This is a genomic window from Geomonas sp. Red276 (assembly GCF_054784495.1).
Map to the genome: position 1 here is coordinate 24,306 of NZ_BLXW01000016.1, position 25,170 is coordinate 49,475.

At 62.3% G+C, this 25,170-nt stretch carries 23 protein-coding genes; 13 read left to right on the forward strand and 10 right to left on the reverse strand.

Annotated features, from left to right (window positions below):
• The first annotated feature begins 583 nt into the window (after positions 1 to 583).
• The 7 genes from ACYVL5_RS12515 to ACYVL5_RS12545 all read left to right on the forward strand — a co-directional run bounded on the left by ACYVL5_RS12515 (position 584) and on the right by ACYVL5_RS12545 (position 7,576).
• Positions 584 to 2,044 (forward strand): hypothetical protein, encoded by a 1,461-nt coding sequence (locus ACYVL5_RS12515; protein WP_460595912.1) that lies wholly within the window; start codon positions 584 to 586, stop codon positions 2,042 to 2,044.
• Positions 2,041 to 2,817 carry an MlaE family ABC transporter permease gene (locus ACYVL5_RS12520; RefSeq protein WP_460595913.1) on the forward strand — a complete coding sequence of 259 codons (777 nt, stop codon included), beginning with the start codon at positions 2,041 to 2,043 and terminating at the stop codon, positions 2,815 to 2,817. The genes ACYVL5_RS12515 and ACYVL5_RS12520 overlap by 4 nt, the downstream gene beginning before the upstream one ends.
• 78 nt (positions 2,818 to 2,895) lie before the next feature.
• Entirely contained in the window at positions 2,896 to 3,966 is a 1,071-nt protein-coding gene (locus ACYVL5_RS12525) for an MlaD family protein (protein ID WP_460595914.1), read from the forward strand.
• 145 nt (positions 3,967 to 4,111) lie between these two features.
• Positions 4,112 to 4,996 carry a carotenoid biosynthesis protein gene (locus tag ACYVL5_RS12530; protein WP_460595915.1) on the forward strand — a complete coding sequence of 295 codons (885 nt, stop codon included), beginning with the start codon at positions 4,112 to 4,114 and terminating at the stop codon, positions 4,994 to 4,996.
• Positions 4,997 to 5,056: 60 nt separating this feature from the next.
• Positions 5,057 to 5,473 (forward strand): HI0074 family nucleotidyltransferase substrate-binding subunit, encoded by a 417-nt coding sequence (locus ACYVL5_RS12535; protein WP_460595916.1) that lies wholly within the window; start codon positions 5,057 to 5,059, stop codon positions 5,471 to 5,473.
• Between the two features lie 69 nt (positions 5,474 to 5,542).
• Positions 5,543 to 6,019: a cytochrome P460 family protein gene (locus ACYVL5_RS12540; RefSeq protein WP_460595917.1), complete on the forward strand. Its 477-nt coding sequence runs from the start codon at positions 5,543 to 5,545 to the stop codon at positions 6,017 to 6,019.
• 288 nt (positions 6,020 to 6,307) lie between these two features.
• On the forward strand, positions 6,308 to 7,576 hold the full coding sequence (locus ACYVL5_RS12545; protein ID WP_460595918.1) for a M16 family metallopeptidase: 1,269 nt from the start codon (positions 6,308 to 6,310) through the stop codon (positions 7,574 to 7,576).
• A gap of 109 nt (positions 7,577 to 7,685) precedes the next feature.
• Here the strand turns inward: ACYVL5_RS12545 and ACYVL5_RS12550 are convergent, their stop codons facing one another.
• From ACYVL5_RS12550 to ACYVL5_RS12580, 7 genes are all read right to left on the reverse strand, one after another.
• A complete protein-coding gene (locus ACYVL5_RS12550; protein ID WP_460595919.1) occupies positions 7,686 to 8,540 on the reverse strand; it encodes a globin family protein in 855 nt (284 codons plus the stop codon).
• A 433-nt stretch (positions 8,541 to 8,973) separates the two neighbouring features.
• Positions 8,974 to 9,183, reverse strand: a complete 210-nt coding sequence (locus tag ACYVL5_RS12555) for a hypothetical protein (RefSeq protein ID WP_460595920.1) — start codon at positions 9,181 to 9,183, stop codon at positions 8,974 to 8,976.
• Positions 9,184 to 9,566: 383 nt separating this feature from the next.
• Positions 9,567 to 10,811, reverse strand: a complete 1,245-nt coding sequence (locus ACYVL5_RS12560) for an MFS transporter (protein ID WP_460595921.1) — start codon at positions 10,809 to 10,811, stop codon at positions 9,567 to 9,569.
• Between the two features lie 71 nt (positions 10,812 to 10,882).
• On the reverse strand, positions 10,883 to 11,083 hold the full coding sequence (locus ACYVL5_RS12565) for a type II toxin-antitoxin system RelE/ParE family toxin (protein WP_460595922.1): 201 nt from the start codon (positions 11,081 to 11,083) through the stop codon (positions 10,883 to 10,885).
• Between the two features lie 96 nt (positions 11,084 to 11,179).
• Positions 11,180 to 11,461: a type II toxin-antitoxin system Phd/YefM family antitoxin gene (locus ACYVL5_RS12570; protein ID WP_460595923.1), complete on the reverse strand. Its 282-nt coding sequence runs from the start codon at positions 11,459 to 11,461 to the stop codon at positions 11,180 to 11,182.
• Positions 11,462 to 11,593: 132 nt separating this feature from the next.
• Positions 11,594 to 12,055 carry a pyridoxamine 5'-phosphate oxidase family protein gene (locus tag ACYVL5_RS12575; RefSeq protein ID WP_460595924.1) on the reverse strand — a complete coding sequence of 154 codons (462 nt, stop codon included), beginning with the start codon at positions 12,053 to 12,055 and terminating at the stop codon, positions 11,594 to 11,596.
• Between the two features lie 149 nt (positions 12,056 to 12,204).
• On the reverse strand, positions 12,205 to 13,560 hold the full coding sequence (locus ACYVL5_RS12580) for a 3-deoxy-7-phosphoheptulonate synthase class II (RefSeq protein ID WP_460595925.1): 1,356 nt from the start codon (positions 13,558 to 13,560) through the stop codon (positions 12,205 to 12,207).
• Between the two features lie 169 nt (positions 13,561 to 13,729).
• On the opposite strand from ACYVL5_RS12580, the gene ACYVL5_RS12585 reads away from it, so the two are divergent.
• A complete protein-coding gene (locus ACYVL5_RS12585) occupies positions 13,730 to 15,100 on the forward strand; it encodes a C13 family peptidase (RefSeq protein ID WP_460595926.1) in 1,371 nt (456 codons plus the stop codon).
• Here ACYVL5_RS12585 and ACYVL5_RS12590 read toward each other — a convergent pair.
• Positions 15,072 to 16,949 (reverse strand): aldehyde ferredoxin oxidoreductase N-terminal domain-containing protein, encoded by a 1,878-nt coding sequence (locus ACYVL5_RS12590; RefSeq protein WP_460595927.1) that lies wholly within the window; start codon positions 16,947 to 16,949, stop codon positions 15,072 to 15,074. The two genes, ACYVL5_RS12585 and ACYVL5_RS12590, sit on opposite strands and share 29 nt — an antisense overlap.
• Before the next feature lie 183 nt (positions 16,950 to 17,132).
• On the opposite strand from ACYVL5_RS12590, the gene ACYVL5_RS12595 reads away from it, so the two are divergent.
• The 3 genes from ACYVL5_RS12595 (at position 17,133) to ACYVL5_RS12605 (ending at position 21,432) form a co-directional block, all read left to right on the forward strand.
• Positions 17,133 to 18,089, forward strand: coding sequence for a YbgA family protein (locus ACYVL5_RS12595; RefSeq protein ID WP_460595928.1), 957 nt, complete (start codon positions 17,133 to 17,135; stop codon positions 18,087 to 18,089).
• 366 nt (positions 18,090 to 18,455) lie between these two features.
• Positions 18,456 to 20,519 carry an elongation factor G gene (gene fusA / locus ACYVL5_RS12600; RefSeq protein ID WP_460595929.1) on the forward strand — a complete coding sequence of 688 codons (2,064 nt, stop codon included), beginning with the start codon at positions 18,456 to 18,458 and terminating at the stop codon, positions 20,517 to 20,519.
• A gap of 19 nt (positions 20,520 to 20,538) precedes the next feature.
• Positions 20,539 to 21,432: a zinc-binding metallopeptidase family protein gene (locus ACYVL5_RS12605; RefSeq protein WP_460595930.1), complete on the forward strand. Its 894-nt coding sequence runs from the start codon at positions 20,539 to 20,541 to the stop codon at positions 21,430 to 21,432.
• Here ACYVL5_RS12605 and ACYVL5_RS12610 read toward each other — a convergent pair.
• Positions 21,425 to 22,351: a CHAD domain-containing protein gene (locus ACYVL5_RS12610; protein ID WP_460595931.1), complete on the reverse strand. Its 927-nt coding sequence runs from the start codon at positions 22,349 to 22,351 to the stop codon at positions 21,425 to 21,427. The two genes, ACYVL5_RS12605 and ACYVL5_RS12610, sit on opposite strands and share 8 nt — an antisense overlap.
• A gap of 226 nt (positions 22,352 to 22,577) precedes the next feature.
• Positions 22,578 to 22,733 (reverse strand): hypothetical protein, encoded by a 156-nt coding sequence (locus tag ACYVL5_RS12615; protein WP_250680887.1) that lies wholly within the window; start codon positions 22,731 to 22,733, stop codon positions 22,578 to 22,580.
• A gap of 539 nt (positions 22,734 to 23,272) precedes the next feature.
• Between ACYVL5_RS12615 and galE the strand changes: the two genes are divergently transcribed.
• Complete coding sequence (galE, locus tag ACYVL5_RS12620) at positions 23,273 to 24,265, forward strand: NAD-dependent epimerase/dehydratase family protein (protein WP_460595932.1); 993 nt, start codon at positions 23,273 to 23,275, stop codon at positions 24,263 to 24,265.
• 18 nt (positions 24,266 to 24,283) lie between these two features.
• Positions 24,284 to 25,162, forward strand: coding sequence for a YicC family protein (locus ACYVL5_RS12625; protein WP_460595933.1), 879 nt, complete (start codon positions 24,284 to 24,286; stop codon positions 25,160 to 25,162).
• The last annotated feature ends 8 nt before the right edge of the window (positions 25,163 to 25,170 follow it).

Genomic DNA, 25,170 nt, shown 5'->3' on the forward strand with positions numbered 1-25,170 from the left:
AACACAGGAGCTAGATTCCATGGGATTCTGACGAGCTATCCAAGCAAGGGGTGATGTACACCTCTTAAATGCGGCCTCCTTCAGGAAACCTAGGCCTTTCTCCGCATGTTTTGGCGCGCTCCCCCCAGTGGAGGGAGTTGCCGCGACATCTATTCAAACCCTGCTAGACGTTGCCCCATCTGCTGTTAATAATACCAACCTGTTGTCTGCCGCGTCAGAATTGGCGACTAATCCCGTCGTAAAGAGACTTCCTGAAGCGGGGCAGCACTTAGCTTCGGCCGCTCCGACATCGGTGGGCACAATTGCGGCTGGAGAGAAAGGTGGGCAGAGGGCTCCCCACCCTGCGATCTGATGGTGGACATTGCCACCTCTGTCGATGGTGGGCAAAAAAATCTATGAGGCAGGAGACAATGACTCTGCTGCCCCTATTTGGGGGGAATTGTATCTGGTCCTCCGTTTTTCTCTGCGATAAGCTTAACTTTCGGTAAGCTAAACCACGTTTTTTATTGACTATGGCTAATTGCAGACGTTACTATTCCTCCTTATGTCTTTCATCCCGCGGGTTACCAGGATACTACTGCCAGTGGTCGCCGTAGTCATTGCGGCGCTTGTGGCCCTTCCTGTCCCGCGTTGCGAGGCGGCCGAGGCTGCCAAAGCGGCGGACCACGGCACCATCTTCACCCTCTGGCCGCTGCTCGACTACCGGACCAGCCCCGCCGAGGGGTTCAGCAACCTCTCCATCTTGGGGCCGCTGATCAAGATCGAGAAGAAAGGTGAGGGGAGGGAGACCGCCTTTCGTCCCTTCTTCTACCGCACCGACAACCTGAAAAACGAGACGACCTCGACCTACTTCCTCTATCCGTCGGCGTTTTTCGAGACCACGCCGCTCGCCGATACCTACGAGGTCTTCCGGCTCTTTCAAAAGACCGATTATCGTAAGGACGAGGGTGCCGGGAAGAAGGAGCAGGGGACCATGCTGTTCCCCTTCTACATCTCCGGGCGCTCGGAGAGCCACGGGGAGTACCGGTCCTACTTTCCGTTCTACGGCGACATCTACGACCGGTTCTGGCGGGACGAGTACCATTTCGTGATGTTCCCCCTCTACGGAAGCACGGTGAAGAAGGGGACCACCACCCGGCACTATCTCTGGCCCATCTTCTCCACCACCTCCGGGGAAAAGGAGAGCGGTTTCGAGTTCTTCCCCCTCTACGGTCATTCGGCCAAAGAAGGGGTGTACAAAAAGCACTACCTGATCTGGCCGCTTTTCACCTGGTGGGATACCGGGCTCAACACCGACAATCCGAAGTCGCAGCTGACCTTCTTCCCGCTGTACTCCCGGATGGAGTCGCCTAAGGCGAGCTCGCGGAGCTACCTCTGGCCGTTCATGGGGTACAAGGTGGATCGGGAGAAGAAGCAGGAAGAGGTCGATTACTTCTGGCCCTTCGTCTCCACCATCCGGGGAGAAAAACGGAACTCGAACAACTTCCTCCCCCTGTACTCCCACGACCAGTACGCGGACGGGGAGAAGAGCTGGTACCTCTGGCCGCTGTACCGGCACGAGGAGCTCCGCTCCAAGGAGTTCGACCGGGAGACCGACCGCGTCCTCTTCTTCCTGTACCGGGGAAGCCGCGAGACCTGGCCCAAGGACGGCCGCGACCGGGTGAGCCGGGCGCTTTGGCCCCTGTTCCTCTACAAGAGGACGCCGAGCGGCATCTCGTCCATCTCGCTGCCCGCTCCGGTCGAGCCGGTGCTCTTCGAAAAGGAAGGGATCGAGAAGAACTGGGCCCCGCTCTGGCGGCTGTACCAAAGCCGCTGGGACGAGGACGGCAACTCCGCCACCTCGTTTCTGTGGAACCTTTACTGGAAGGAGCGCCGGGGAGACGAGCTCGCCTACGAGCTTTTCCCGCTGGTCTCCTACCGCGGGCTGAAGACGGAGAGCGAGTTCAAGCTCTTGAAGGGGCTGTTCGGCCTGAAACGTACCGGCGACGAGCGGGAGCTGACCCTCCTCTGGATCCCGTACGGGCTGAAATGGGGGAAGAAGTGACCAAGTTCCTGGAGCCGTTGGGGAAAAGGATACTCTATTTTCACCAGGTCCTCGGTGAGATGCTCATCCTCCTGTGGAGGACCCTGTACTACTTCCGGGAGGCCCCCAGAAACGTGCAGAGCATCCTGACCCAGATGGCCATCATCGGCTACGACACCCTCCCGGTGGCGGCCGTCATGGCCTTTTTCGTCGGGATGGTGCTGGCCCTGCAGACCGGAGTCGAGCTCCAGAAGTACGGCGGGCAGAACATCATCGGCGCCATCGTCGGGCACTCCATGGTGCGCGAGCTCGGGCCGGTCATGACGAGTTTCCTGGTGGCCGGCCGGGTCGGTTCCGCCATGGCGGCCGAGCTCGGGGTCATGACCGTGTACGAGGAGATCGACGCCCTGCGGACGCTCGACATCGATCCGGTCCGCTACCTGGCCATGCCGCGCTTCATCGCCTGCATCATCTGCGTGCCGGCCCTCGTCATCTACTCGGACTGCATCGGCATCGTCGGTGGGGCGCTGATCAGCAACCTGCACCCGCAGATCTTCGTCTCCTACGCGACCTATTACGACAGTCTCACCGCCGCCTTGAAGATCAAAGAGATCGGGATCGGTCTCACCAAGGCGGTGGTCTTTGGGTCCATCGTGGCGCTGGTCGCCTGCTACGTCGGTTTCGCCACCTCGGGGGGCGCCCGCGGCATCGGCCAGTCCACCACCAGGAGTGTGGTACTCTCTTTCATGCTGATCCTGGTCGCCGATTACGTGCTGACCAGGGTGCTCATGTAGGGGGGTGGCCCCGTACGGTGCCTGTTTCCCCTTTCGGTTCGTTTTTTGTGCCGCCCGTAGTACGGAGGGTTTTTGTCTATGGCTATTTCGGTAGAAAAGAAGGTCGGGATCTTCTTCATCCTCGGCCTCGTCGTGCTCGGGGTGCTTCTCGAGGTGGGGGAAAAATGGAATCCCTTCGAGAAGAACGTCCCCTACAAGACCTACCTGTCGAGCATCACCGGCCTCAAGGTCGGCGACCCGGTCCGCTTGGCCGGGGTGGACGTCGGCCGCATCACCCACATCCAGATCCTCTCCGACAAGATCGAGATCGATTTCGAGGTGAAGCCGGGGACCCAGATCAAGACCGACACGGTGGCGGGGCTTAGGCTCACCAACCTGCTCGGCGGCCAGTTCCTCGGGCTCTCCTTCGGCTCGCCGCAGGCGCCGCCTCTGGAGCCGGGGGGGACGGTACGCGGCAAGGACGTGGCCAACATCGACATCATCGTCGACAACCTGAGCGACGTGGTCAAGGACGCCAAGAATCTGGTCAACAGCCTCAACAAGAACCAGGACCGGGTGATGAAGCAGGTCTCGGACATCCTGGGCGCCAACAGCGGCAGCATCACCGAGTCCCTCTCCAACATCGCGAGCATCACGAGGAAGTTCGACCGGGGCGACGGTTCGCTGGCGCTGCTTCTGAACGACAAGACCCTCTACCAGGACGCGAGCAGCACCATGACGAGCTTCAAGCACATCGCCACCAGGATCGACAACGGCGAAGGGACGCTCGGGAAGCTGATCAACGACGACACCATGTACCGCGACGCGTCATCGGTGGTTGCCGACCTGAAGACCGGCGTCAAGGATCTCAACGCGGGGTTCAAGGACTTCAAGGACATCACCGGCCAGATCAACCGCGGCGAGGGGACTCTCGGCAAGCTCGTAAAGGACGATTCCCTCTACAACGACCTGCGTGACGCCTCGAAGAACGTCAAAGAGGTCACCCAGAAGATCAACTCCGGCCAGGGTACCATCGGGAGGCTGGTCAACGAGGACCAGCTCTACCGCGATACCACTGCCACCCTTAAAAAGGCGGAACGGGCCATGGAGGGGCTGGGGGATACCGGTCCCATCTCGGTGCTGGGGTCGATCGTCGGGACGCTCTTCTAACCTCGGGGCACCCTCCCCTGCAAGGGGAGGGTGCCCCGAGGATGGGGGGGACGGGCGGCCGGCGGAAGTGGTAATTACTTTGGTGGATAGGACGCTGCCGACGCGGTCGGGATGGTCGTCGGCAGCAGGCATGTGGAAGGATGTAATGGCTGATTGGTTGAACGTGGCGGTGGGTACCTTTACCATGCGCCCCTACGTATTCGCGTTTTTTGCGAGCTACCTGGTGGCGGCGGTTTTGCACCTCGGGTGGCGAAAGACTCTCTGGTTCACGGTGGCAGGCTACCTCATCGCCTTCGCCTCCGAGTTCTCCTCCATCAACAACGGTTTCCCCTACGGCTGGTACTACTACATCGAGACCACCAAGAGCCGCGAGCTCTGGATCGCCGGCGTCCCCTTCTTCGACTCCCTTTCCTACGTCTTTCTCTGCTACTGCAGTTACTGCACGGCGCTTTTGGTGCTGGCCCCGGTCAAGCGGGGCAAGGGGGATCTGGTCCTCTTGGAGACCGGGCGCATCCGGCGCTCGTTGTCGGCCCTCTTGCTCGGCTCCCTTTTCCAGGTCTTTCTCGACATCGTCACCGACCCGGTGGCCCTGCAGGGGCACCGCTGGTTCCTGGGGCAGATCTACGGCTACCGCGAGGCGGGCGTCCATTTCGGCGTACCCTTCTCCAATTATCTCGGCTGGTGGCTGGTGAGCGCGGTGATGATCGCCGCCCTGCAGCTGATCGACCGCCTGGTGGGAAAGGGGAAGGAGAAGCCGGCGGGCATCGTCCGGGCCCCCTACCGCGCCCTCTATGCCCCCTTTCTCTATCTCTGCGTGGTGGCCTTCAACCTGTCGGTAACCTGGTACATCGGCGAAAACCTGATGGCGGTCACCGGCGTCTATATCTTCACGCTGCCGGCGGTGATGGCGGTGATTCTCCTGGTGAAGAAGATCGACCGCTACCACAAGGACGAGCTCGCCGACCACCTGCGGGAGTTCCCCTGGTCTCCTGCCGCCTCCGGCGGGGCCGGCCACGGCTGGGTCGACTGACTGTCACGCAACCGAGGGGGCCATCCAGCTGCACCGAAACAGGCCTCGACTGGAGATGCTATGAACGATGGGAAAAAACGCTGGCACCGCACCTTCATGGAGTTCACCGATGCCCTGTCCCGGCTTGAGGATGCCATCAAGCTGAGGGAGGAGCGGGAGCTCACCCCGGTGGAGCTGCAGGGGCTCATCAAGACCTTCGAGTTCACCCACCAGCTCGCCTGGAATGCCATGATGGAGTTTTTCGAGTACGAAGGCACCGAACTGGTGGGATTCCGGGACGTGACCCGGGAGGCCTTCGAACGGGGGCTGATCAGCGCGGGCGACAAATGGCTGGAGATGATCCGCAGCAGGAGGAAGGCCGGCAACAGCTATCTCAAGGTGGTGGCCGACGAGCTCTGCGAGACGGTGGTCACGGTCTATGCCCCGCTCTTCTCCGAATTCCGCACCACCATGCAGGAGCAGATGTCGGGTAATTAAATGTTTTTTAATTGCCGCCGGCCTGTGGTATTTTTTCCCAGGGCGACTACAACATCATCAGGAGGAAACATGAAACATACAGTGGCCATCGCGTTGACCGTGGGAGCCCTCATCGGTGCGGCTGGTGCCGCCCTTGCCGCCGATAGCGTCTCGCTTCCCCGGGGGTACGAGAAATGGGCGAAGAGCAAGGCGAGGGTGGAGCCCGACAGGAAGTCGATGTTTTACGGCATCCACTACATCTACGTCGACAAGAAAGCCATGAAAGGGTACAAGACCGGCGGTCCGTACCCCGAGGGGAGCCAGTTCGTGGCGGTCAACTACTCGATCAAAAACGAGGGGGGCAAGCAGCTCCCCGGCAAGAGGACCATGATCGTGGTGATGAAGAAGGACAAGAAGCAGACCGCATCCGGCGGCTGGCAGTTCGCCGGTTTCTCCCCCGATGGCAAGCCCTCCGGTCTCGACCCGGTACGCGACTGCTTCGGCTGCCACGAGAAGGACGCCAAGGAGCGCAACTTCGTCATCTCCACCTACGCCGACTTCAAGTGATCAAATTTTACCCTCGCCCCTTTAGGGGAGAGGGTGGCCGAAGGCCGGGTGAGGGAGCTCTTTCGCCTCGAAACCTCCCTCACCCCTCCCCCTCTCCCCTAAAGAGATCTCTCCAGGGGATATGGATCTCTTTTCTCCCCCGGCCTACACCGACCTTTTTCCTCTCTTTAATCAGCCGCCAGTATGACCTTTTCCCCCTCCCCGCAATCAACTTCTAGCTGAAGTCCCCCCGAATGTTATAATCGTTGTGACCACTTTCCAACCGCACACCTACAGGAGTGAGTGATAATGAATCAAAAGCTGCCGGACGTAAATCTGACGACGTTGCCCAATGGCATCCGTGTAGTGACTCAGAGAGTGCCGCACATGCAAGGCGCCGCCATCGGGATCCGCATAGACAGCAGTACCAGGAACGAGACCCGGGATTCCGGCGGAGCCTCCCATTTCATCGAGCACCTGCTCTTCAAGGGGACACCCTCCCGCAGTGCCGACGAGATCATGGACGACTTTAACAGGATCGGGGCGCGGGCCAATGCCTACACCAGCCAGGAGGAGGTCTTCTTCTATGCCATCTCGCTCGCCTCGGTGATAGACCCGACCTTCGAAATCCTGGCGGACATGTACCTCAATGCCACCATGCCGCACGCCGAGGTCGAGAAGGAGCGGGGGGTGGTGCTGCAGGAAATTTCCATGAACAGCGACACCCCGGGCCGTTTCATCTACAACCAATTCCACCAGGGGTTCTGGCGCAACCATCCCCTCGGGACCCCGATCCTCGGCACCGCCGAGACCATCTCGTCCATCCCGCGCGACCGCCTGCTGGAGCACAAATTCACCAACTATCTTTCCGGGGGGACCATCGTCTCGGTGGCGGGGGACGTGGAGCACGAGCGGATCGTCGACCTGGCGCACCGCCTCCTCTCCTCCCTTCCCCCCGGCCGCCCGACGGCCAGCAGTGCGGAGCCGGGATGGCAGCCGGCGGTGGCGGAGAGCGCCCATTACGAGCGGCCGATGGAACAGACCCTGTTCTACATGGGGTATCCGCTTCCCCCTGCCGGCAACGAGCACCGGCACAAGCTGGCCGTCTTCAACCAGATCCTCGGCAGCGGCATGAACTCGCGGCTGTTCAGGGAGGTCCGCGAGCGCAGGAGCCTCGCCTACACCGTCTACTCCATGATGTCGACCTATACCGACACCGCCGGACTCATGATCCACTGCGGGACCAGTGCGGAGCGCGCGCAGGAGGCGGTCGAGGTTTGCCATGCCGAGGTGATGAGGTTTAGCGAGGAGAGGGTGACCGATGACGTGCTGGAGGCGGCAAAGGAGCAGATCCGGAGTAACCGCCTGATGGCGCTGGACGACGTGGAAACCCAGGTGCGGAGGATCTCCAATACCACCTCGCTTTTGGGGGCGCCGGAGGCGATCGCCGATTCGCTCCAGGCCCTGGCCGAGGTGAATGCCGAGGAGGTCAGGGAGATGGCCCGGAAGCTCTTTGCCAACGTGGTGCCGCGGGTGGAGTCGGTGGGGCCGGGGAAAGGGCCGAAGGAGCCGAGGTAGGCCGGGTAAAGCACCCTCACCCGCCCTTCGGGCACCCTCTCCCCCAAGGGGGGCGAGGGGATATTCAACGTCCTACAAAACGAGGAGGGCGGCCTGACGGGCCGCCCTTTCACTTTCCTTCCTTTTCGACCTTCCCGTTTGCCTTCGCGTCCTTGAAGGCCTTCAGCTCGTTCATCTGCTTCTGATAGCAATCCGGGCAAAGGCCGTGGCTGAAAAGCGCCTCCGAGTGCTCGGAGATGTACAGCTCCAGCTGCTGCCAGCTCTCGTGGTCGTCCCGTATCTTCTTGCAGATCCCGCAGATGGGAATGACCCCCTCCAGCCGCTTTACCCGGGAGAGCGCTCTCTCCAGTTCGGTGATCTTCCCCTCCAGCTGCCGGGTCCGTTCCTCGACCTGCGCCTCCAGGTCGGCCGCGTAGCTGGCCAGCCGGTCGCGGGCGCTCTCGACCTCGCTCAGGAGGCTGTGGGTGTAGGTGTCGAAGACCAGCGTGATGTCGAAGTAGAGGAGCTTGTCCAGGGCGCGGCAGGAGGCCACCACCCTCTGCGGCTCGTCCATCCCCCTCTCCAGCGCCCGGAAGAGGATCTCCTTCAGAACCCTCATCGCCGAAAGGTAGAGCTTCGGTTGCACCCTCAACTGTTGGTGAAGGAGCCCGATCCGCAGACGGTTGGTGACATAGGCGAGGTCGGTGACCCCGTCGAACAGTTCCATTATGTAGTTGCGCTGGGCTGCGTGGAGGTGCTGGAAGGTTTCGCCGTCACCGATCAGGGCGGCCACCTCTTGGTCGGAGCCTACCACTGAGAAAAACTCGGCGACGATCTCTTCCAGTTGTCGCTCGATGCAGGGCCTGCACCCTGCCAGGATGGCCATGTCACCGCTTTCGAACTGCACCAGCTGCTTTCTCCGTGCAATTTCGGGCTCGGTGATACAGATTTTACTGAATATGGCGTCGCTTACGATCCTTATCATTGCTACCTATGTGAAACCGGAACAGTTCATCGCTACTGTCCGTTCATTGCGGTCCCTGATGAAAAACAGTCGACACCGGCGCGTGGTACTGCTGGATAGCTTGCCTGTACTGACATCCATTCTATCGTACCCGGCTCTCGCGCCTCAAGACAAATAATTCATGGGTGTGGTGGCCCCTGCAGTCTCATTGGAGGAAACCTGCCGATCAAGGTCCGCTCCCACCAGAGCCCCTCACGGCGCCTGGTCACCCGGTCGGTGAACCGGCGGATGAAGGTAGGCGGTCCATGCTCCCCTCCAGTACCAGTTCGAACCGCTCGGCGGTCATCACCGGCAGGCGTCGTGCAGCAGGAGGGCTTTGGCTGATAGTACGAAGGCCCGCGCGGCGCCGGAATGAACGCCATGCGGGCCTTGGTCGTTTAGCTGGGCGAAGGGGTCAGTGCATCAGGTCAGGATCACCGGATAGGTGAGGGAAATGCTCGTGATGCATCTCGTGGTCGAGCTTGCCGATCTTCCCGCAGGTCGGGCAGAGATACTTTTCTCCGCTGTCCTCGACATCGCTTCTGACGCAGGATGACGACCAGGACTTGATGTCACAGGACCGGTCACCAGGTTCTTCGATGGGGTTTTTCTGAATGTTTGCCATACCGTGTCCTCCTGTCTGGCTCTGTCTGGCTTTGAGAACATTATAGCATGGCCCGATTTTCCCCTGGCAAATAGATCCGATGCCGATCACCAGCTGGCTCAACTTCAGTATCCCCTTGGCGAAGGCGCTCGTTTCATAGTTGGAGAGGGTCTCGGCGACCAATTCGCCATCCACCGGCTGGTCCGGATCTACGATGCGCGCTACCGGTTCCAGCACCTCCGGGAGGTCGCTTTGCTACCACGAAAAAGGGGGACTGGCAGCTTTTCAGCCAGTCCCCCTTCAGTCTTTCTTTGGTCGGGCAGCAATCGGCATTGTCGATAAAATCTAAGGATCGTAGCTCACCCCGCCCCCCATCCCACCCCTTGAAGGGGGGCGCGCAATCCTTAGAGAAACTCCTCGAAGTAGTCCAGGTCCTTGTGAAAGGTCTCCTCCAACCGGTACAGCGAGATGAAGGCGACGATCATGCAGAGAACGCCGACCGCGATGGCGCCTCCCTCCAGCCCGAGCTGCGCCCGGGCCCACTGGAAGAGGAGCGTGATGGGGACCACCATGCCGCGCACGAAGTTGGGGACCGTGGTGGCGACCGTGGCGCGGAGGTTGGTGCCGAACTGTTCGGCCGCCACGGTGACGAAGATGGCCCAGTAGCCGCTGGCGAAGCCGAGGAAGGTGCAGATGCCGTAGAAGGTGGCGGTGGAGACCCCGCCGGCCAGGAAGTACCAGACCACCCCGAGGCCGGTGAGCCCGAGGAAGATCATCACCACCTTTTTCCTGCTCTTCAAAACCTGGCTCAGGAGACCGCTGGCGAAATCGCCGAAGACGAGGCCCAAGTAGCAGTACATGACGGCGTTACCCGCCGAGATCGCGCCGGTGACCTTCAGCGCCTTGGCGAATTCGGGGGAAAAGGTGATCAGGATGCCGACCACGAACCAGGTGGGGATGCCGATGACGATGGAGTCGATGTACCGGCCGAAGCGGCGGCGATCGGTGAAAAGGGCGAGGAAGTTCCCCTTGGAGACCTCCTTCTTTTCCATGTCCTTGAACATGCCGGATTCGGCGACGCTGATCCGGAGGATGAGGAGCAGGAGGCCGAGGATGCCGCCGATGAAGAAGGCGTTACGCCAGTCGAAATTGGCGGCGACGAAGTTGGCCAGAATGGCGCCGGAAACACCGACCGAGGCGACGACCATGGTCCCGTAGCCGCGGGCGCTTTTGTGGAGGACTTCGGCGACCAGGGTGATGCCGGCCCCGAGTTCCCCGGCCAGCCCCACCCCGGCGATGAAGCGGAGGAGGGCGTAGGCGGGGAGGGAGGTGATCATGCCGTTGGCCAGGTTGGCGAGCGAATAGAGGAGGATGGAGCCGAACATGATCTTCAGGCGCCCCTTGCGGTCGCCGAGGATCCCCCAGAGGATCCCCCCCACCAGCATGCCGACCATCTGCATGTTGAGGATGAAGACGCCGCGGTTGATCAATTCCGGCCCCTGGAGGCCGAGGCTTTTCAGGCTCGGCACCCGGACGATGCTGAAAAGGACGAGGTCGTAGATGTCGACAAAGTACCCCAAGGCCGCCACGATGACCGGCAGGCTGAGGATCTTCCCCCATCCCGCCTCCCCAGTCGAAACCCGCTCCATAGCTCCCTCCTCTTCAATTGATCATTCAATGCATGACATTTCCGAGCCCCTAGCGAGCCCTTGCAATCGCCTCATCCCTCCACAGTGGTCGACGGCGCATGGGGAACTTGCGCCCCGTGCCACACTGCCACGATCCAGACGGTCTTTTCCTTTACCCGGTAAAAGAAGCGGTAGGGAGGGACGATAGCCTCGCGGAAAGGCAGATCTGGGAACTCCGGCAAGGTCATGCCGGAGTTAGGGAAGTCCCTAAGTTGATAGAACTGCTTCCGCATTTTTCCTGAAGGAGATGGCGGCAGAAGGATTCTCCTGGCGGATATAGGCGAGCGCCTCTAGAAACTGACGGCGTGCAGTTGAGGTAAAGACGACTTTCAAGATTCGGTCTCTTTGAGATATTCATCCGCTTCGGCCAAGACTGCGTCGAGCTCATAACCTTCCCCGGTCTCTATTTCCTGCTCTCCGCGGGCGAGAACCCTCAGGATTTCAAGCTCGTGTTGAGTCTGCTCAAACGCCTGCAGGCTTACCATCACGGCGGTCGCCCTACCTCGTTGAGTTATGAAGACCGGCTCCTGGGAGGCGGAGATTCGTTTGAGTATTGCAGTCGCATCCTGCCGAAGATCTGATATGGGAACTATTTTGGGAACTGTAGCCACGATGGTACCTCCTAACGATACTTCTAACGTTACCACCAACGGTACATGTAAACAACTTCCATCCGGAGCATCCTGCCACCTCACGGTATTTCGACCGGCCGGACACGGAGTGCCCACCCTGAATCGGCCCAGCTACCGGCGGGCTTTGCCGGTGACGTGGCCGATGGTGATCTTGATGACGTCGGTCTTGCTCCCTTTCGCCGCGATGTACTTCTTCCCTTCTTCCATGAAATCGGCCGAGTACTTTTCCAGGAGAGCCAGCAGGGCGTTGTGACGCTCGGCACCCTCAACCTTGGAGGCGGTGCCGAAGACGACCGTGGACTCGTACTCGGTGGCGAACTTGTTGGGGAGTACTTTGGTCTTCCCGACCACGCAGAACGACACTTTGGCGTTATGGGCGATGTTGTCGAGCTTGTGCCCTTCCAGGGCGCAGTGGAAATAGATGGCTCCGTCCATGACGGCGAAGCTCAAGGGGATGCCGTAGGGCTGGTTGTCCTCACCGACGGTGGAGAGGATGCCGTATTCGGCGGCCTCGAGAACGGAGAGGGCGTCTTCGGTGGTGATTTGACGTTCAGTTCTGCGGATCGGGCGCATGGGTGACTCCTGTAGGGGAACCCCATCCTCACCCCCCCGGCCTTCCAGCCTTCGCCAAGGCTTCGGCCGGCAGGCTTTGAAGGGGGAGGGGAGTTTGTGGAAGGGGGGAAGATTCAGTCGCGGTGACTAATTGTTTTTGATCCGGCGGGTTAACGGACGGGAGGAGTGAGCATCTCGGCCAGTTCGAAGGCGAGCTCGACACTCTGCTCGGCGTTGAGCCTTGGGTCGCAGTTGGTCTGGTAGTTGAGGTGGAGGTGCTTGTCCAGAAGCTGGCGGCTCCCGCCGGTGCACTCGGTGACATGGTCGCCGGTCAGCTCGAGGTGGACCCCGCCGGCCACCGTCCCCTCCGCCTCGTGGATCTCGTAGAAGGAGTGGATCTCCCGCAGGATATCCTCGAACTTCCGGGACTTCTGCCCGTACTCGTTCTGGTAGGTGTTCCCGTGCATCGGGTCGCAGGTCCAGACCACCTTGTAGCCGGTGATCTTGATCTCCCTGAGGAGCTGCGGAAGATAGGAGCCGATGCGGTCGGCGCCGAAGCGGGTGATGAGGGTGAGACGCCCGGCCTCGTTCTCGGGGTTGAGTCGCTCGATGATCCTCTTGATCTCGTCGGCGTTGTGGCTCGGCCCCACCTTCATCCCCAGCGGATTCTTCACCCCGCTCAAAAACTCCACGTGGGCACCGTCCAGCTGCCGGGTGCGGTCGCCGATCCAGAGCATGTGGGCGCTGCAGTCGTACCAGCCGCCGGAGGTGGAGTCCATCCTGGTGAGCGCCTCCTCGTAGTCGAGCAAGAGCGCCTCGTGGGAGGTGTAGAGGGTGGTCTGGTTGAGCTGGGGGTTGTGCTTGGGGTCGAGGCCGATGGCGTTCATGAAGTTCATGGTCTTCCAGATCTGCCTGACCAGGTCCTCGTACTTCTGCCCGGCGGGAAGTGCGTCGAGCGAGGCGCGGTGCCATGCCTGCACGCGGTCGAGCGCGGCATAGCCGCCGAGGGTGAAGGAGCGGACCAGGTTGAGGGTGGCGGCGGCCCGGTAGTACCCCTCGAGCATCCGGCGCGGGTCGGGAAGGCGGGCCTCGGCGGTCGCCTCGGGGCTGTTCACCATGTCGCCGCGGTAGCTCGGGATCTCCACCCCGTTGACCACCTCGGTGTCGGAGGAGCGGGGCTTGGCGTACTGGCCGGCGATCCTGCCGATCTTCACCACCCGCTTCTCGCCCGCATAGGCGAGGACCACCGACATCTGCAGGATGACCTTCAAAAGTTCGCGGATGTCCGGGCCGGTGCAGCGGGAGAAATCCTCGGCGCAGTCGCCGCACTGCAGCACGAAGGCGCGCCCCTCGACCGCCTCGGCCAGTTGCTCCTTCAAGGTGTTGCACTCGCCGGCAAACACCAGCGGGGGGAGCTGGGAAAGGGTCTTCAGGGAATCTTCCAACGCGGAACCAGCCGGCCAGACCGGCTGCTGCATGGCCGGAAACTTCCGCCAGCTGTTCTTGGTCCATTTATGGGTAGGCATGGTTTCACCTCGTGCTGGGTTGGGCGATCACGGCATGGTAACAGGAATGCCCGCAATGAGAAACTAAAAATGTGGCCGAGAAGGGGGGGAAGCTCATGAAATCATTCTGCCAAATCGCCACGGCGTGTTATCATCCTCCATCATGGAGAGCGTGGAGCCTAGACAGCCGATGAACATCCTGCGGAGAATGGGACGCAACCTTTTGGGAGGAGTTCGCCTCGCCTTCGGGGTCCCGACCGATCTCTCCTATTTCAGCAGCGCTCCCGCCGACCTGGTCGTCATCGCCTGGCTCGATCTCCTTTTCAACATCGCCGCCTGCTTCCTGCTGGTGGGACGCCGCGGCCTCTTCGCCTTCTCGTCCATCCCCTCCTTCCTGTTCCACCTGCCGCTGTTCCTCTTCTTCTCCTTCTGGGCAGCCAGGACGACCTCCCGCTCCTCCTTCATCACCGCCCTTCCGGTGGCGATGGTGGCTCTCAGCATCCCGGTCGAGCTCTGCCATGGCGCGGTGGAGTGGCTCTCCCAGCTTCCCCGCTTCCGCTATCTGGAGGACTACCTCGATTCGCCCCATTACTACCGTTTCTTCTGGTGGTGGTGCGGCGCCTCGGCCCTTTTCTTTCTGAGGCTTCGTTCCCTGAGCGAGCTTCGGCGGCTGGCCGTGCTCCTTCTCTTCCTCGTCCTGGTGGTGCCGCCCCTTTGGTACTATCCGCGCCCGGATCTCTGGGTGAGTGCCAGCGAAGGGTCCGAAAGCGGCGAGCTGAGCCTGACCGAGGACGTGCTTGCCGCCCAGGACCACCTGCTCGATGAGGAGCTCGATGCCCTGGTGCCGGTGCCGCGCGGAACTCCTGCCCTCTACTTCGTCGGCTTTGCGGGGGATGCCTCGCAGGACGTCTTTCTCAAGGAGATCCTGGCCACCGACCGGCTCTTCGACCAGCGGTTCGGGACCGAGGGGCGCTCCGTCGTCCTGGCCAACAACCCCCAGACCGCCGCCTCGCTCCCCTTCGCGACCGGCGTCAACCTTGAGCGGACCCTCGAGCGTATCGGGCGGCTCATGGACCGCGACAACGACGTCCTCTTTCTCTACCTCACCTCGCACGGGACCCAGGACCATCTGCTGACCGTGAACAACCGGCCGCTGGAGCTGAACGATCTTTCCCCTGAGAGGTTGCGGCGGGCGCTGAAGAAATCGGGGATCCGGTGGAAGGTGGTGGTCGTTTCGGCGTGCTTCTCAGGGGGATTCATCGAGCCGCTCAAGGATGACGACTCGGTCATCATCACCGCGGCCGACGCCACCCACGAGTCCTTCGGCTGCGGGTACGGGGAGGATTTCACCTGGTTTGGCAAGGCCTACGTGGACGAGGCGCTGCGGAAGACCTTCTCCTTCACCAACGCCTTCGAGACCGCGCGGGGGACCATCCACCAGTGGGAGGAGGAGCAGGGGGAGACCCCGTCGAACCCGCAGATGTGGGTGGGTAAGGAGATCGCCCCCAAGCTGGATGCCCTCGAGAAGACCTTTAAAACGTCTCCCCCAGCGACTCGTTGATCCCCTTCAGCATGTCGTACCAGAACTCCTTGGCCGCTTCGCTTGCGTCGGCGTCGAATTTTTCCAGCCAGGCCGCCAGCTCGGGCGAGGGATCCCCGTCCACCTCCCGTTTCCTTCTCAAAAAGGTATGGATGAAGTCGACGTTCCTGGCGGACTCCCAGAATACCGGGCAGTTGTGGCTGTTGAGCCGGCTGGCGAGGACGGAGATGGCGCGCAGGAACTGGTCCTTGCAGCCGTAGAGCTCCCCCATCACCTCCGGCAGCAGCTCCTCGGCCCAGGCCCGATGGAAACGACAGATCCCCAGGTTGTCGAGTACCAGCTCCGCCTTCAGCCGCTCCGCGCACCTTCTTCCCAGCTGCCGGGGCGGAATGAACTCCGCACCGTAGACCATGTAGTACTTCCCCATCACCGCCATCGGCGCCAGCGCCCCCGCCACCCAATACTGGTTCGGGACCATCCATCCCCGCCTGCCGAAGGCGATGTATACCAGGTTGTCGTGCAGGGGAGCGGGGCGCCCTCCCGAGTGGATCCGGCTCCACTTCCGCACCCCTTCCCGGAAATCCAGGATCCCCCGCCGCTCCAGGATGGCGTCCACCAGCTCCACCCCGAGCTCGGCGTTATGCCTCGAGTCCTCCACCGGATCGAACCCCTGCAGCTCCCACTTAGGCTTCCCGCTCACCCCGAGCTCCTCCGGCTTGAGAGCCCCGCTGTCGAGGAGATCCATCAGCCAGGCGAGCACCCCTCCTCCCGAGATGGCGTCGAACCCCATCGTGTCGCAATGATGGTTGAGGAGCTCGGCCCCCCTTTGGTCGAAGATGCCGCAGAGCGGTCCCATGGTCTGGTACGGTTCGTAATCCTTCTTGAAGGGGCCGTTCATCTTCTTGCAGGCGGCCACGCACGGCTCGCCGCAGTTCGCCTGCTGCTTCCCGGCGATGGTCTCCTCGTTGAACTGCCTGAGGTAGTGGCCGGCGATCAGCTCTTTGTGCAGGGCCAGGCGGTCCTCTTCGCTGGAGAAGATGGTGCGGTAGTTGAAGGCCATGATGCGCCCCCCCATGGTGGTGTAGTTCACCCCGAAGGTCCCGCCGGTACCGAGCTTCTCGTCGAAGCGGTACTTGCTGGTCGCCTCGATGTCCTTTTGGTGGAGCTTCTGGTCGTACTTGTTCTGGAACCACTGGTCGGCCACCTTGCGGTCGCGGAAGTCCTCGTCGATCACCGTCCCCCCGTAGATGATGGCGGCGATGCCGTACTCCTTAAGCATGGCGCTGCCGAACCCTCCCCTGCCGGCCCAGGTGTCCACCATGCTGATCTTCCCGCGGGTGATCGGCACCGACATGATGCCGCCGAGGTCGCTGGAGAGGGCGGCCGGGCCGCAGACGAGGATGCGCGGGTCGGTCTCGTAGCGCTTTGCGAAACGCTCGAAGACGTGGTCGGTGAGGGCGTAGACCCCTTTGCGGCCGCCTCTCCAGACCTCCTCCACGTTGACCGGGACCACCTCGAGATCCACCTCTTCGCCGTGGTTGCGGTTTAAGTAGAGGATGGAGGGGGTGGGGGCCTTGCCGACCAGGCTCAGCATGTTGATGCCGAGGTTGTCGAAGACGAGCCCGGCCCCTCCCATGGAGCTTATGTAGAGCCCCTGCCAGCAGGGGGAGTGCCCGGTCACCACCAGCCGGTTCGATCCGGGAAAGATGGAACCGGCGAAGACCCCGACCCCGAAATTGAGGGACTTCCGCTTGTCGGCCAGATGGATGCCGAGGTCGACGGGGCCGTAGTAGCGGTCGAAGCCGTATTTGAGCGTGCGGTAAAAACCGGTGCCGGTGTCGACGTTCAGGACCTTCTGGTGCATCTGCATAGGACCTCCCGAGCGTAAGGCCGCCTCGTTTACTTCTGACCGTGTTAGAGGTACCACAAAATCACCAAAGCACCACCCCTCCCGGGTGACCGCCCCTTTCATGAGGCACCCGGATGGACAGTGAAGCGGTTTGATATTATGATTGGGCGCGAATCCACTTCTGAATCAGCCGCGGGAGGAGCCATGCCGGCATCCATCAAGATCGGGGTCAGTTCGTGTCTTTTGGGGGAGAAGGTCCGCTACGACGGAGGTCACCAGCACGACCACTACGTGACCGATACCCTCGGGAGGTTCTTCACCTTCGTGCCGGTCTGTCCGGAGGTGGAGTGCGGCATGCCGGTACCGCGGGAAGCGATGCGCCTGGAGGAGGACCCCGGCGATCCGGAACATCCCCGCCTGGTCACCCGCACCACCAGGATCGACAAGAGCGGCCAGATGCTCCGCTTCTGCGACGAGAAGGTGCGCAACCTGGAGGGGGAGGATCTCTGCGGCTTCATCTTCAAGAAGAATTCTCCCAGCTCCGGCCTCTACCGGGTCAAGGTCTACCGGGAGGGTATGGCTCCCCTCTCCGGCCGCGGCCTCTTCGCCGCCGCCGTCGTTAGGCATTTCCCGCGCCTTCCGGTCGAGGAGGAGGGGAGACTCAACGATCCCGACCTGAGGGAGAACTTCATCGAGCGGGTCTTCGGGTACCGCCGCTGGAAGGACCTCCTCGCCGCCGGCCCGGAACCGGGGAGCCTGGTCGAGTTCCACACCCGGCATAAACTCCTCATCATGGCCCACAGCGTGGCGCTCTACCGCGAGATGGGAGCGCTCGTCGCACACGGGCGGAAGGTACCCCTTGCGGAGCTACTGGACCGCTACGAAGAGCTCTTCATGAAGGCCCTCGAGCTGCCGGCCACCGTGAAGAAGAACACCAACGTGCTGCAGCACATCATGGGGTACTTCAAGAGGGAGTTGACCCCCGCCGAGAAGGAGGAGCTCCTCGGCGTCATCGAGCAGTACCACCAGCGCCTGGTCCCCCTCGTGGTCCCTATCACCCTCCTCAAGCACTACGTTAACAAGTACCGCCAGGAGTACCTGCAGAGCCAGTGGTACCTCTCACCGCACCCGATCGAGCTCATGCTGAGAAATCACGCCTGACCCGCCGCCCTTTGCCGCTTTCCTGCTTCCCGACATCACCCGGGCGCGGTTGAGGGGCGCCACGTGGGCCACCCGCCTGCCAATCACACTTCGCATCAGGTTCATTTGATCTCTCCCCGCCCGATGAGCCGCTCACCCGAGCCGCCTGCACGCCGGCTCACCCTCCTTCGGTGACAGCTTGAGCCCCGCCGCTCGCTGGCATAGGTCACCATGCTGGCCGTCCGGTATTCAGTTCCCATCCGCTCAGCCAGGCCCGATCCCCCCCTTATGACAGCATCCGCCCCCCGTAAAGTTGGCACTGTCACATTTTGAGGTAAACTTAGCGCCTAAAGCAGGGCGACCCTACAGTTAACCGGGAGAACCTCCGTGCCTTCTGACAGTAGCGCCATACGGAACATCGGGATCATCTCCCACATCGACGCCGGCAAGACCACTGTTTCCGAGCGCATCCTCTTTTACAGCGGTGAGACCTACAAGATGGGAGAGGTCCACGACGGGCTGGCGGTCATGGACTGGATGCCCCAGGAGCAGGAGCGCGGCATCACCATCACCGCTTCCGCCACCACCTGCCGCTGGGGGGATTACCGGCTCAACCTGATCGACACCCCGGGACATATCGACTTCACCATCGAGGTCGAGCGGAGCGTGCGGGTTTTGGACGGGGCGATCGCCATCTTCAGCGCGGTCGAGGGGGTACAGCCGCAAAGTGAGCTGGTCTGGCGCCAGGCGGAGCGTTACCGGGTGCCGCGGGTCTGCTTCATCAACAAGATGGACCGTGCGGGCGCCGACTACCGGCAGACCCTGGCCCAGATAGTGGGACGGCTCAAGGCCCGGCCGGTGCTCATCCAGCTCCCGGTCGGGGAGGAGGCTTCCTTTTCGGGGGTGATCGACCTCCTGACCGAGGAGATGGTGACCTTCGACGAGCACGACCTGGGAAAGAGCGTGACCCGGGGGAAGGTGCCGGAGGCCATGATCCCGGAGATCGAGGAGGCGCGGCTCAAGGTGACCGAGGCGGCGGCCGACTTCGACGACGAGGTGATGGCGGAATTTCTGGACGGCAGGAAGGTCCCGGCCGAGATACTGAGAAGGGCGCTCAGGCGGGGGACGCTGGCCGGCGAGATCTTCCCCGTGCTGCTCGGGACCGCACTCCGCAACAAGGGGGTCCAGCCCCTGCTGGATGCCGTCTGTTTCTACCTCCCGTCGCCGCTCGATATTCCCCCGATCCCCGGACACCATCCCACCGGCGGTGGCGAGGAGCGCCTCTCCTGCGACCCGAACGGTCCCTTGGGCGTGCTCGCCTTCAAGGTGATGGCCGAGGAGGGGCGCCGCCTGACCTACCTCCGTATCTACAGCGGAACGCTCAAGGGGGGGGCGTCCCTGCTGAACCCGATCCGGGGCGGCTATGAGAAGGTCCGCCACCTCTTTCACATGCACTCCCACCGCCGCGAGGAGATCCCGCAGGCCGAGGCCGGGGATATCGTCGCCGTCACCGGCTTTCAGTCCACCCTGACCGGCGACACCCTTTGCGATCCGGCGAAACCGCTGGTGCTCGAAGGGGTCACCGTTCCCGAGTCCGTGGTGTCGCTGGCGGTGGAGGCCAAGGGGATCGAGGACCGCGAGCGGCTGGACACCGTCCTCCAGTACTTCCAATGGGAAGATCCCACCTTCAAGGTCCATGAGGACAAGGAGACCGGCCAGACCATCCTGACCGGGATGGGGGAGCTGCACCTGGAGATCGTCATCGACCGCCTGCGCCGCGAGTATGGCGTGCAGGTCAAGACCGGGCGGCCGCGGGTCGTCTACCGGGAGGCCTTGAGGCGTCCGGTGGAGCGCCGGGAGTATTTTCAGCGGGAAGGGGAGAAGCGGCCGGAGATCGCCGATCTCCTCATCAGGCTCACACCGCTTCCCCGCGGCAGCGGCATCCGGGTCGCCGTACCCCCGCCGGCCCCTCCCGTTTCCCGGGAGCTTTTGGCCGCCCTGGAGCAGAGCGCGCTCGAGGCGTGTCAATCCGGCTGCCGCACCGGGTATCCCCTCACCGACCTCGAAGTGAAGATCGTGGAGGTCCCGGTCGAGCCGGGGACCCCGTTTCCTTCGGAGGCGACCTTCCGGGCGGCGGCCCGGCGGGGGGTGGTGATGGCGGCCCGGGAGGGGAGCCCGATGCTCCTGGAGCCGATCATGTCGCTGGAGCTGGAGCTGCCGGCGGACAGCCTCGGCAAGGTGCTGGGGACCCTCCAGCAGAAGCGGGGGAGGGTGGAAGGGCTCGACAAGCGGGGCGAGGTGGAGGTGGTGCGGGCGACGGTGCCGCTGGCCGAGATGTTCGGCTACATGACCGACCTGCGGAGCGCCACCAAGGGGCGCGGCAGCTACACGATGGAGTTCCAGCGTTTCGAGGAGGCCCCGCCGCAGGTCCAGGAGCAGTTCGGACTCTAGTGCCGGGAGGAGGTTATCGATGGTCCAGGATCTGCTCGATGCCGTCTCCGGCGATGCCCTTCGCGGACATATCGCCGCCCTGGAAGGGATTCGCCACCCGCTCGTCGCGCCGCAAGCCCTTCGGGCGGCCGAGACCTACATCGAGGGGGAATTCCGCCGGCACGGCTACCGGGTGGAGAGGCACCCGTTTGCCGACCATGGCGTCACCTATCACAACCTGATCGCCTCCCGTTCGGGCGCCCCGGAAACCGGCCGGCGCATCCTGGTGCTGGCCCACTTCGACTCGGTGTCGGTTTCGCCGGGGGCGGACGACAATGCCAGCGGAGTGGCGGTCCTGCTGGAGCTCGCGCGGGTATTGGAGTCGGTCCGTTTTCAGCGGAGGGTGGAGCTGGCGGCGGTGAACCTGGAGGAACCTTCCCTTCGCGACGGCTTCGCGCTCAAGGGGAGCGCGGCGCTGGCCCGGCGGGCCCGGGAGGAGGGATGGGAGATCGAGGCGGTGCTGGTGCTCGAATCGGTAGGCTTTGCCGGCGATGTCCCGCAGACCGCGCCGCCGTTGCCGGTGCCGGCCCCTGCCGTGGGGGATTTCCTGGCGGTAGTCGCCAACGAGGGCTCCGGGAGGGTGCTCGAGCTCTTCTGTGGCGAGGTGAAGAGGCTCGGCATATCCCTCCCGCTCTTTCCGCTCGCGGTCCCCGGCAACGGCGAGATCCTGCCCGACAGCCGGCGGTCAGATCACGCCCCCTTCTGGGATCTGGGGTACCCGGCCCTCATGCTGACCGACACCGCCGATCTCCGTAACCCCAACTACCACGCGCCGACCGACACCATCGGCACCCTCAACATCTCCTTCGCCACCGAAGTCTGCCGGGCCACCGTCGCCGCGGTGATGGCCCTCGCCGGGGGGACGGTCAGCTGAGCCGCGGCCGCACCGGTTGCCGCAACAACCCCTTCGCCCGCGCCCCCAGTTGATCCGGCGGCGTCTTTCCCGTCATCTCGATGAAAGAGAGAAAGAGTTCCCTTCGGTGGCGTCCGATCGTTTCCACTGCCGCCTCCCGCTCGTTTCCCGCCGCCATCCGGACCCGCACCATTTCCACGAAGACGTCCATGTCGTGCAGTTTGCCGAGGATTTCCTGGTACCCCTTCAGGTCGTCGTGCAGTTGGTCGAACCCGCCACCGAAGAGCGGCTCGACGATTTCCAGCCGGTAGCGAAGCTTCTTGATCGCGATCCGCAGGCGGTGCTGCACGGGGCCCTGGTCTTCGTTGAGGGCCGCCGGGAGATGCTCCCTGACGGCGCAATCCCGCCGGTCGATGGCGCCGGGAAGCAAGCCGCCCAGGGAAAGAAAAGGGGTGCTGCCGAGGACGAACAGGTTGTCCCCCTGCACGAGGGTCCGGCAGGCGCTCTTCAGTCCCTCCGGCGACAGCGCCTCGAACCCGGCTTTCACCTTCCGGTGTTCCTCTCTCCGTTCCTCCCGGAGAAACTCCCGCAGCCTGCCAAGTTCCTCCCCCTTGGGAAAGGCACTGTCGGCAAGCTGCGAGAAGAAAAGATACGCTTCGTCGGCGTTACGCAAACCGCCGAGCAGGTCGGTTACCAGCTTCAACCTCTTGCGCAGGGATTTGGCCGGTGAGCCGGGGAGGCAGGGGGCGAAGAGGGCCAGTCCCTCACGGAGCCGGCGCGAGGCGACCCGCAGGTCGTGTACCTCTTCCTCGTCGAAGTTCTTTGCCGTCTTCTTCCACTGAGTGAAGAAATGCCTCTGGTGGTCCGTCAGCAGTATGCGGGCGGCCACCCACAAAGGCGTATCAGGGGCGACGGTGTCGTTGTCTGTATCAGCGCTCACTTTTTCCTCTCGACTGGCGACTCTATACACATTGTCCCCGATGTCACCCTCTTTCGCCAGGGTTATGCCGGGTTCTCGACCAGTCCAAGGTACGGGCGCGGAGCAAAGTTCGGCGTGAAGGAGGAAAAATGCCCCCTTGACGGCGGCCATCTAAGGGCCGCCGACTCATGGGGAGACTCGCTGTGAGGAGAGGGAGCTGGTGCTGCTGGTACGAAAGGAGAGATTGTCAGGGCGTTTTGTTGAGGGAAATGAGGAATTCCATCACGGCGAGAAGGTTCACCAGCCTTTTGAAGATGAGGTTCTTTTCTTCGGCATCACGGGTTAAGTTGAGTTTCTCCTTTAGCTGTCGGTATTGCTCGTAGGCCAGGTCGAACGGTTTCATGTTTTTCAATTGGCACCTCGCGTGAACTTTGATTAGCAAAATATAATCAACTGTGGTTTAGGATGTCAAGGGTAAAAGCCGGCAAATCGGTGACGGCGCAACCGTGAAGCCGGCCAAGAAGGCGAAGAAGAAAAAAGCGAAGAAGGCGAAGAAGGCGAAGAAGGCGAAGAAACAGACACCGGGACGACCGAAACCGGCACCACCGGTACCACGGGCACTGAGCCTGCCGGGGGGACCTCCTCCAAGTAGTTCAATCTGAAAAGAATGAAACACGGCAGGTGACAAAGGCCGTCTCTTCGGAGGTGGCCTTTGTCTGTTTCAGCGGAAAGCTTAGCAAAATTTAATCGTTGCACAGGGGTAGGCTCGGTGTTATAAGTGAATCCTCACACCCATACCGATAAAACTTCTGCCAGGATGGCCCTCCGGATGTTCATTGATGCTCCCGGTACCTGTTTTTTTTCCTCACGCCATCCCAGAGGGTTTAGTTCAAAGGCTAGGCCCTTTTTCGTTTTAATCTAATGTCGTCATAAGGAGATACTATGGGTCCAATTCTGGTTACCGGCGGGGCAGGGTATATCGGAAGCCATGTGGTAAGGCAGCTTACCGAGGCGGGACGCGAAGTGGTCGTTTACGACAACCTCTCTACCGGCTCCGCAGAAGCCCTCATCCACGGCGAGCGGCTGGTGGTGGGTGACCTGGCCGACCGTGAGAAGCTTTCCGCCCTGTTCAAAGAGTGCAAGTTCAAGTCGGTGCTCCATTTCGCCGCCGCCATCATCGCGCCGGAGTCGGTGCACCTCCCGTTCAAATACTATTCGAACAACACCCGGAACACGCTGAACCTCTTGCAGACCTGCGTTGAGCACGAGATCGAGCGGTTCATCTTCTCGAGCACGGCCGCCGTCTACGGCATCCCCGAGGGGGGCGCCGCCGCCGAGACGAGCGCCACCGTTCCCATCAACCCCTACGGGACCTCGAAGCTGATGAGCGAGTGGATGCTGCGGGACGGATCCTTCGCTCACGGGTTCTCCTACGTCGCCCTGCGCTACTTCAACGTGGCCGGGGCCGATCCGCAGGGGAGAATGGGGCAGCGGACCCCGGATGCCACCCACCTCATCAAGGTCGCCTGCCAGGCGGCGCTGGGGATGCGGGAAGGGATGTCCATCTTCGGCACCGACTACGACACCCCAGACGGGACCGGCATCCGCGACTACATCCACATCGAGGACCTGGCCGCCGCCCACCTCTACGCACTCGGCTACCTGGAGAAGGGAGGGACCTCCACCACCATCAACGTCGGCTACGGCCGCGGCGAAAGCGTGCGCGAGGTGATCGACGTCGTCAAGAAGGTAAGCGGCGTCGACTTCAAGGTGACCGAGGCGCCGAGACGCCCGGGGGACCCGGCCAATCTCGTGGCGGTGGCCGACCGTATCCGCAACGTGCTCGGGTGGAGCCCGCGCTACGACGATCTCACCACCATCGTTTCCGACGCCTGGCGCTGGGAGAAAAAGCTTTTCGAATCGTCCCGCAAATAGGGAGTCTGGAGGAACTACGTGATCAAGAGCATGACAGGATACGGCAAGGGGGAGGCGGCTTACGCGGGGGGGAGGATCACCGTGGAGGTTCGCTGCGTGAACCACCGCTACGGTGAGATCACCATCAAGCTCCCACGCGCCCTGATGCAGTTCGAGAACGAGCTGAAGAAGCGGGTGGCCGAGCGGCTTTCCCGCGGCAAGATCGAGGTCTTCATCCAGGTGGAAGGGGGGACCTCGCTCGGGATGCCGACCGCCAACCTCCCGCTGGCCCGTGCCTACTACAAGGCCTTCGGGAGCATCCGCGAGGCGCTCGGGATGGCGGAAGAGGTGAAGCTTGCCCTGATCGCCGGCCAGCGCGACGTCATCACGGTGGCCTCCGAAAGCGACGCCGAACTGACCGAGATCCCCGAGGAGCTGACTGCCGCCATGAGCGACGCCTTAGGGCGGGTGGACGCCATGCGCACCTTCGAAGGCGAGTCGCTCATGGCCGACTTCGTGAAAAGGCGCGAGACGCTCAGGCAGCTGATCGCCCAGGTGGCCGAGCGCGCCCCCTCGGTGGTGAGCGAGTACGCAGCCAAGCTAAGGGAGCGGGTGGCGCTTCTTTGCTCCGACAACAACGTCCCCGAGGATCGTCTCGCTCTAGAAGTGGCGGTTCTTGCCGATAAGTGTGACATCACCGAGGAGCTCGTCAGGCTGGAGAGCCACCTGCGGCAGTTCGACGAGACACTGGAGAAGTCAGAGCCGGTGGGGAGAAAGCTCGACTTCCTCCTCCAGGAGATCAACCGCGAGGTCAACACTATCGGCTCCAAGGCCAATGACGCGAAGATCGCCGCCTCGGTGGTAGAGCTGAAGGCCGAACTGGAGAAAATCCGCGAGCAGGTTCAGAACATAGAGTAACGGAGAGA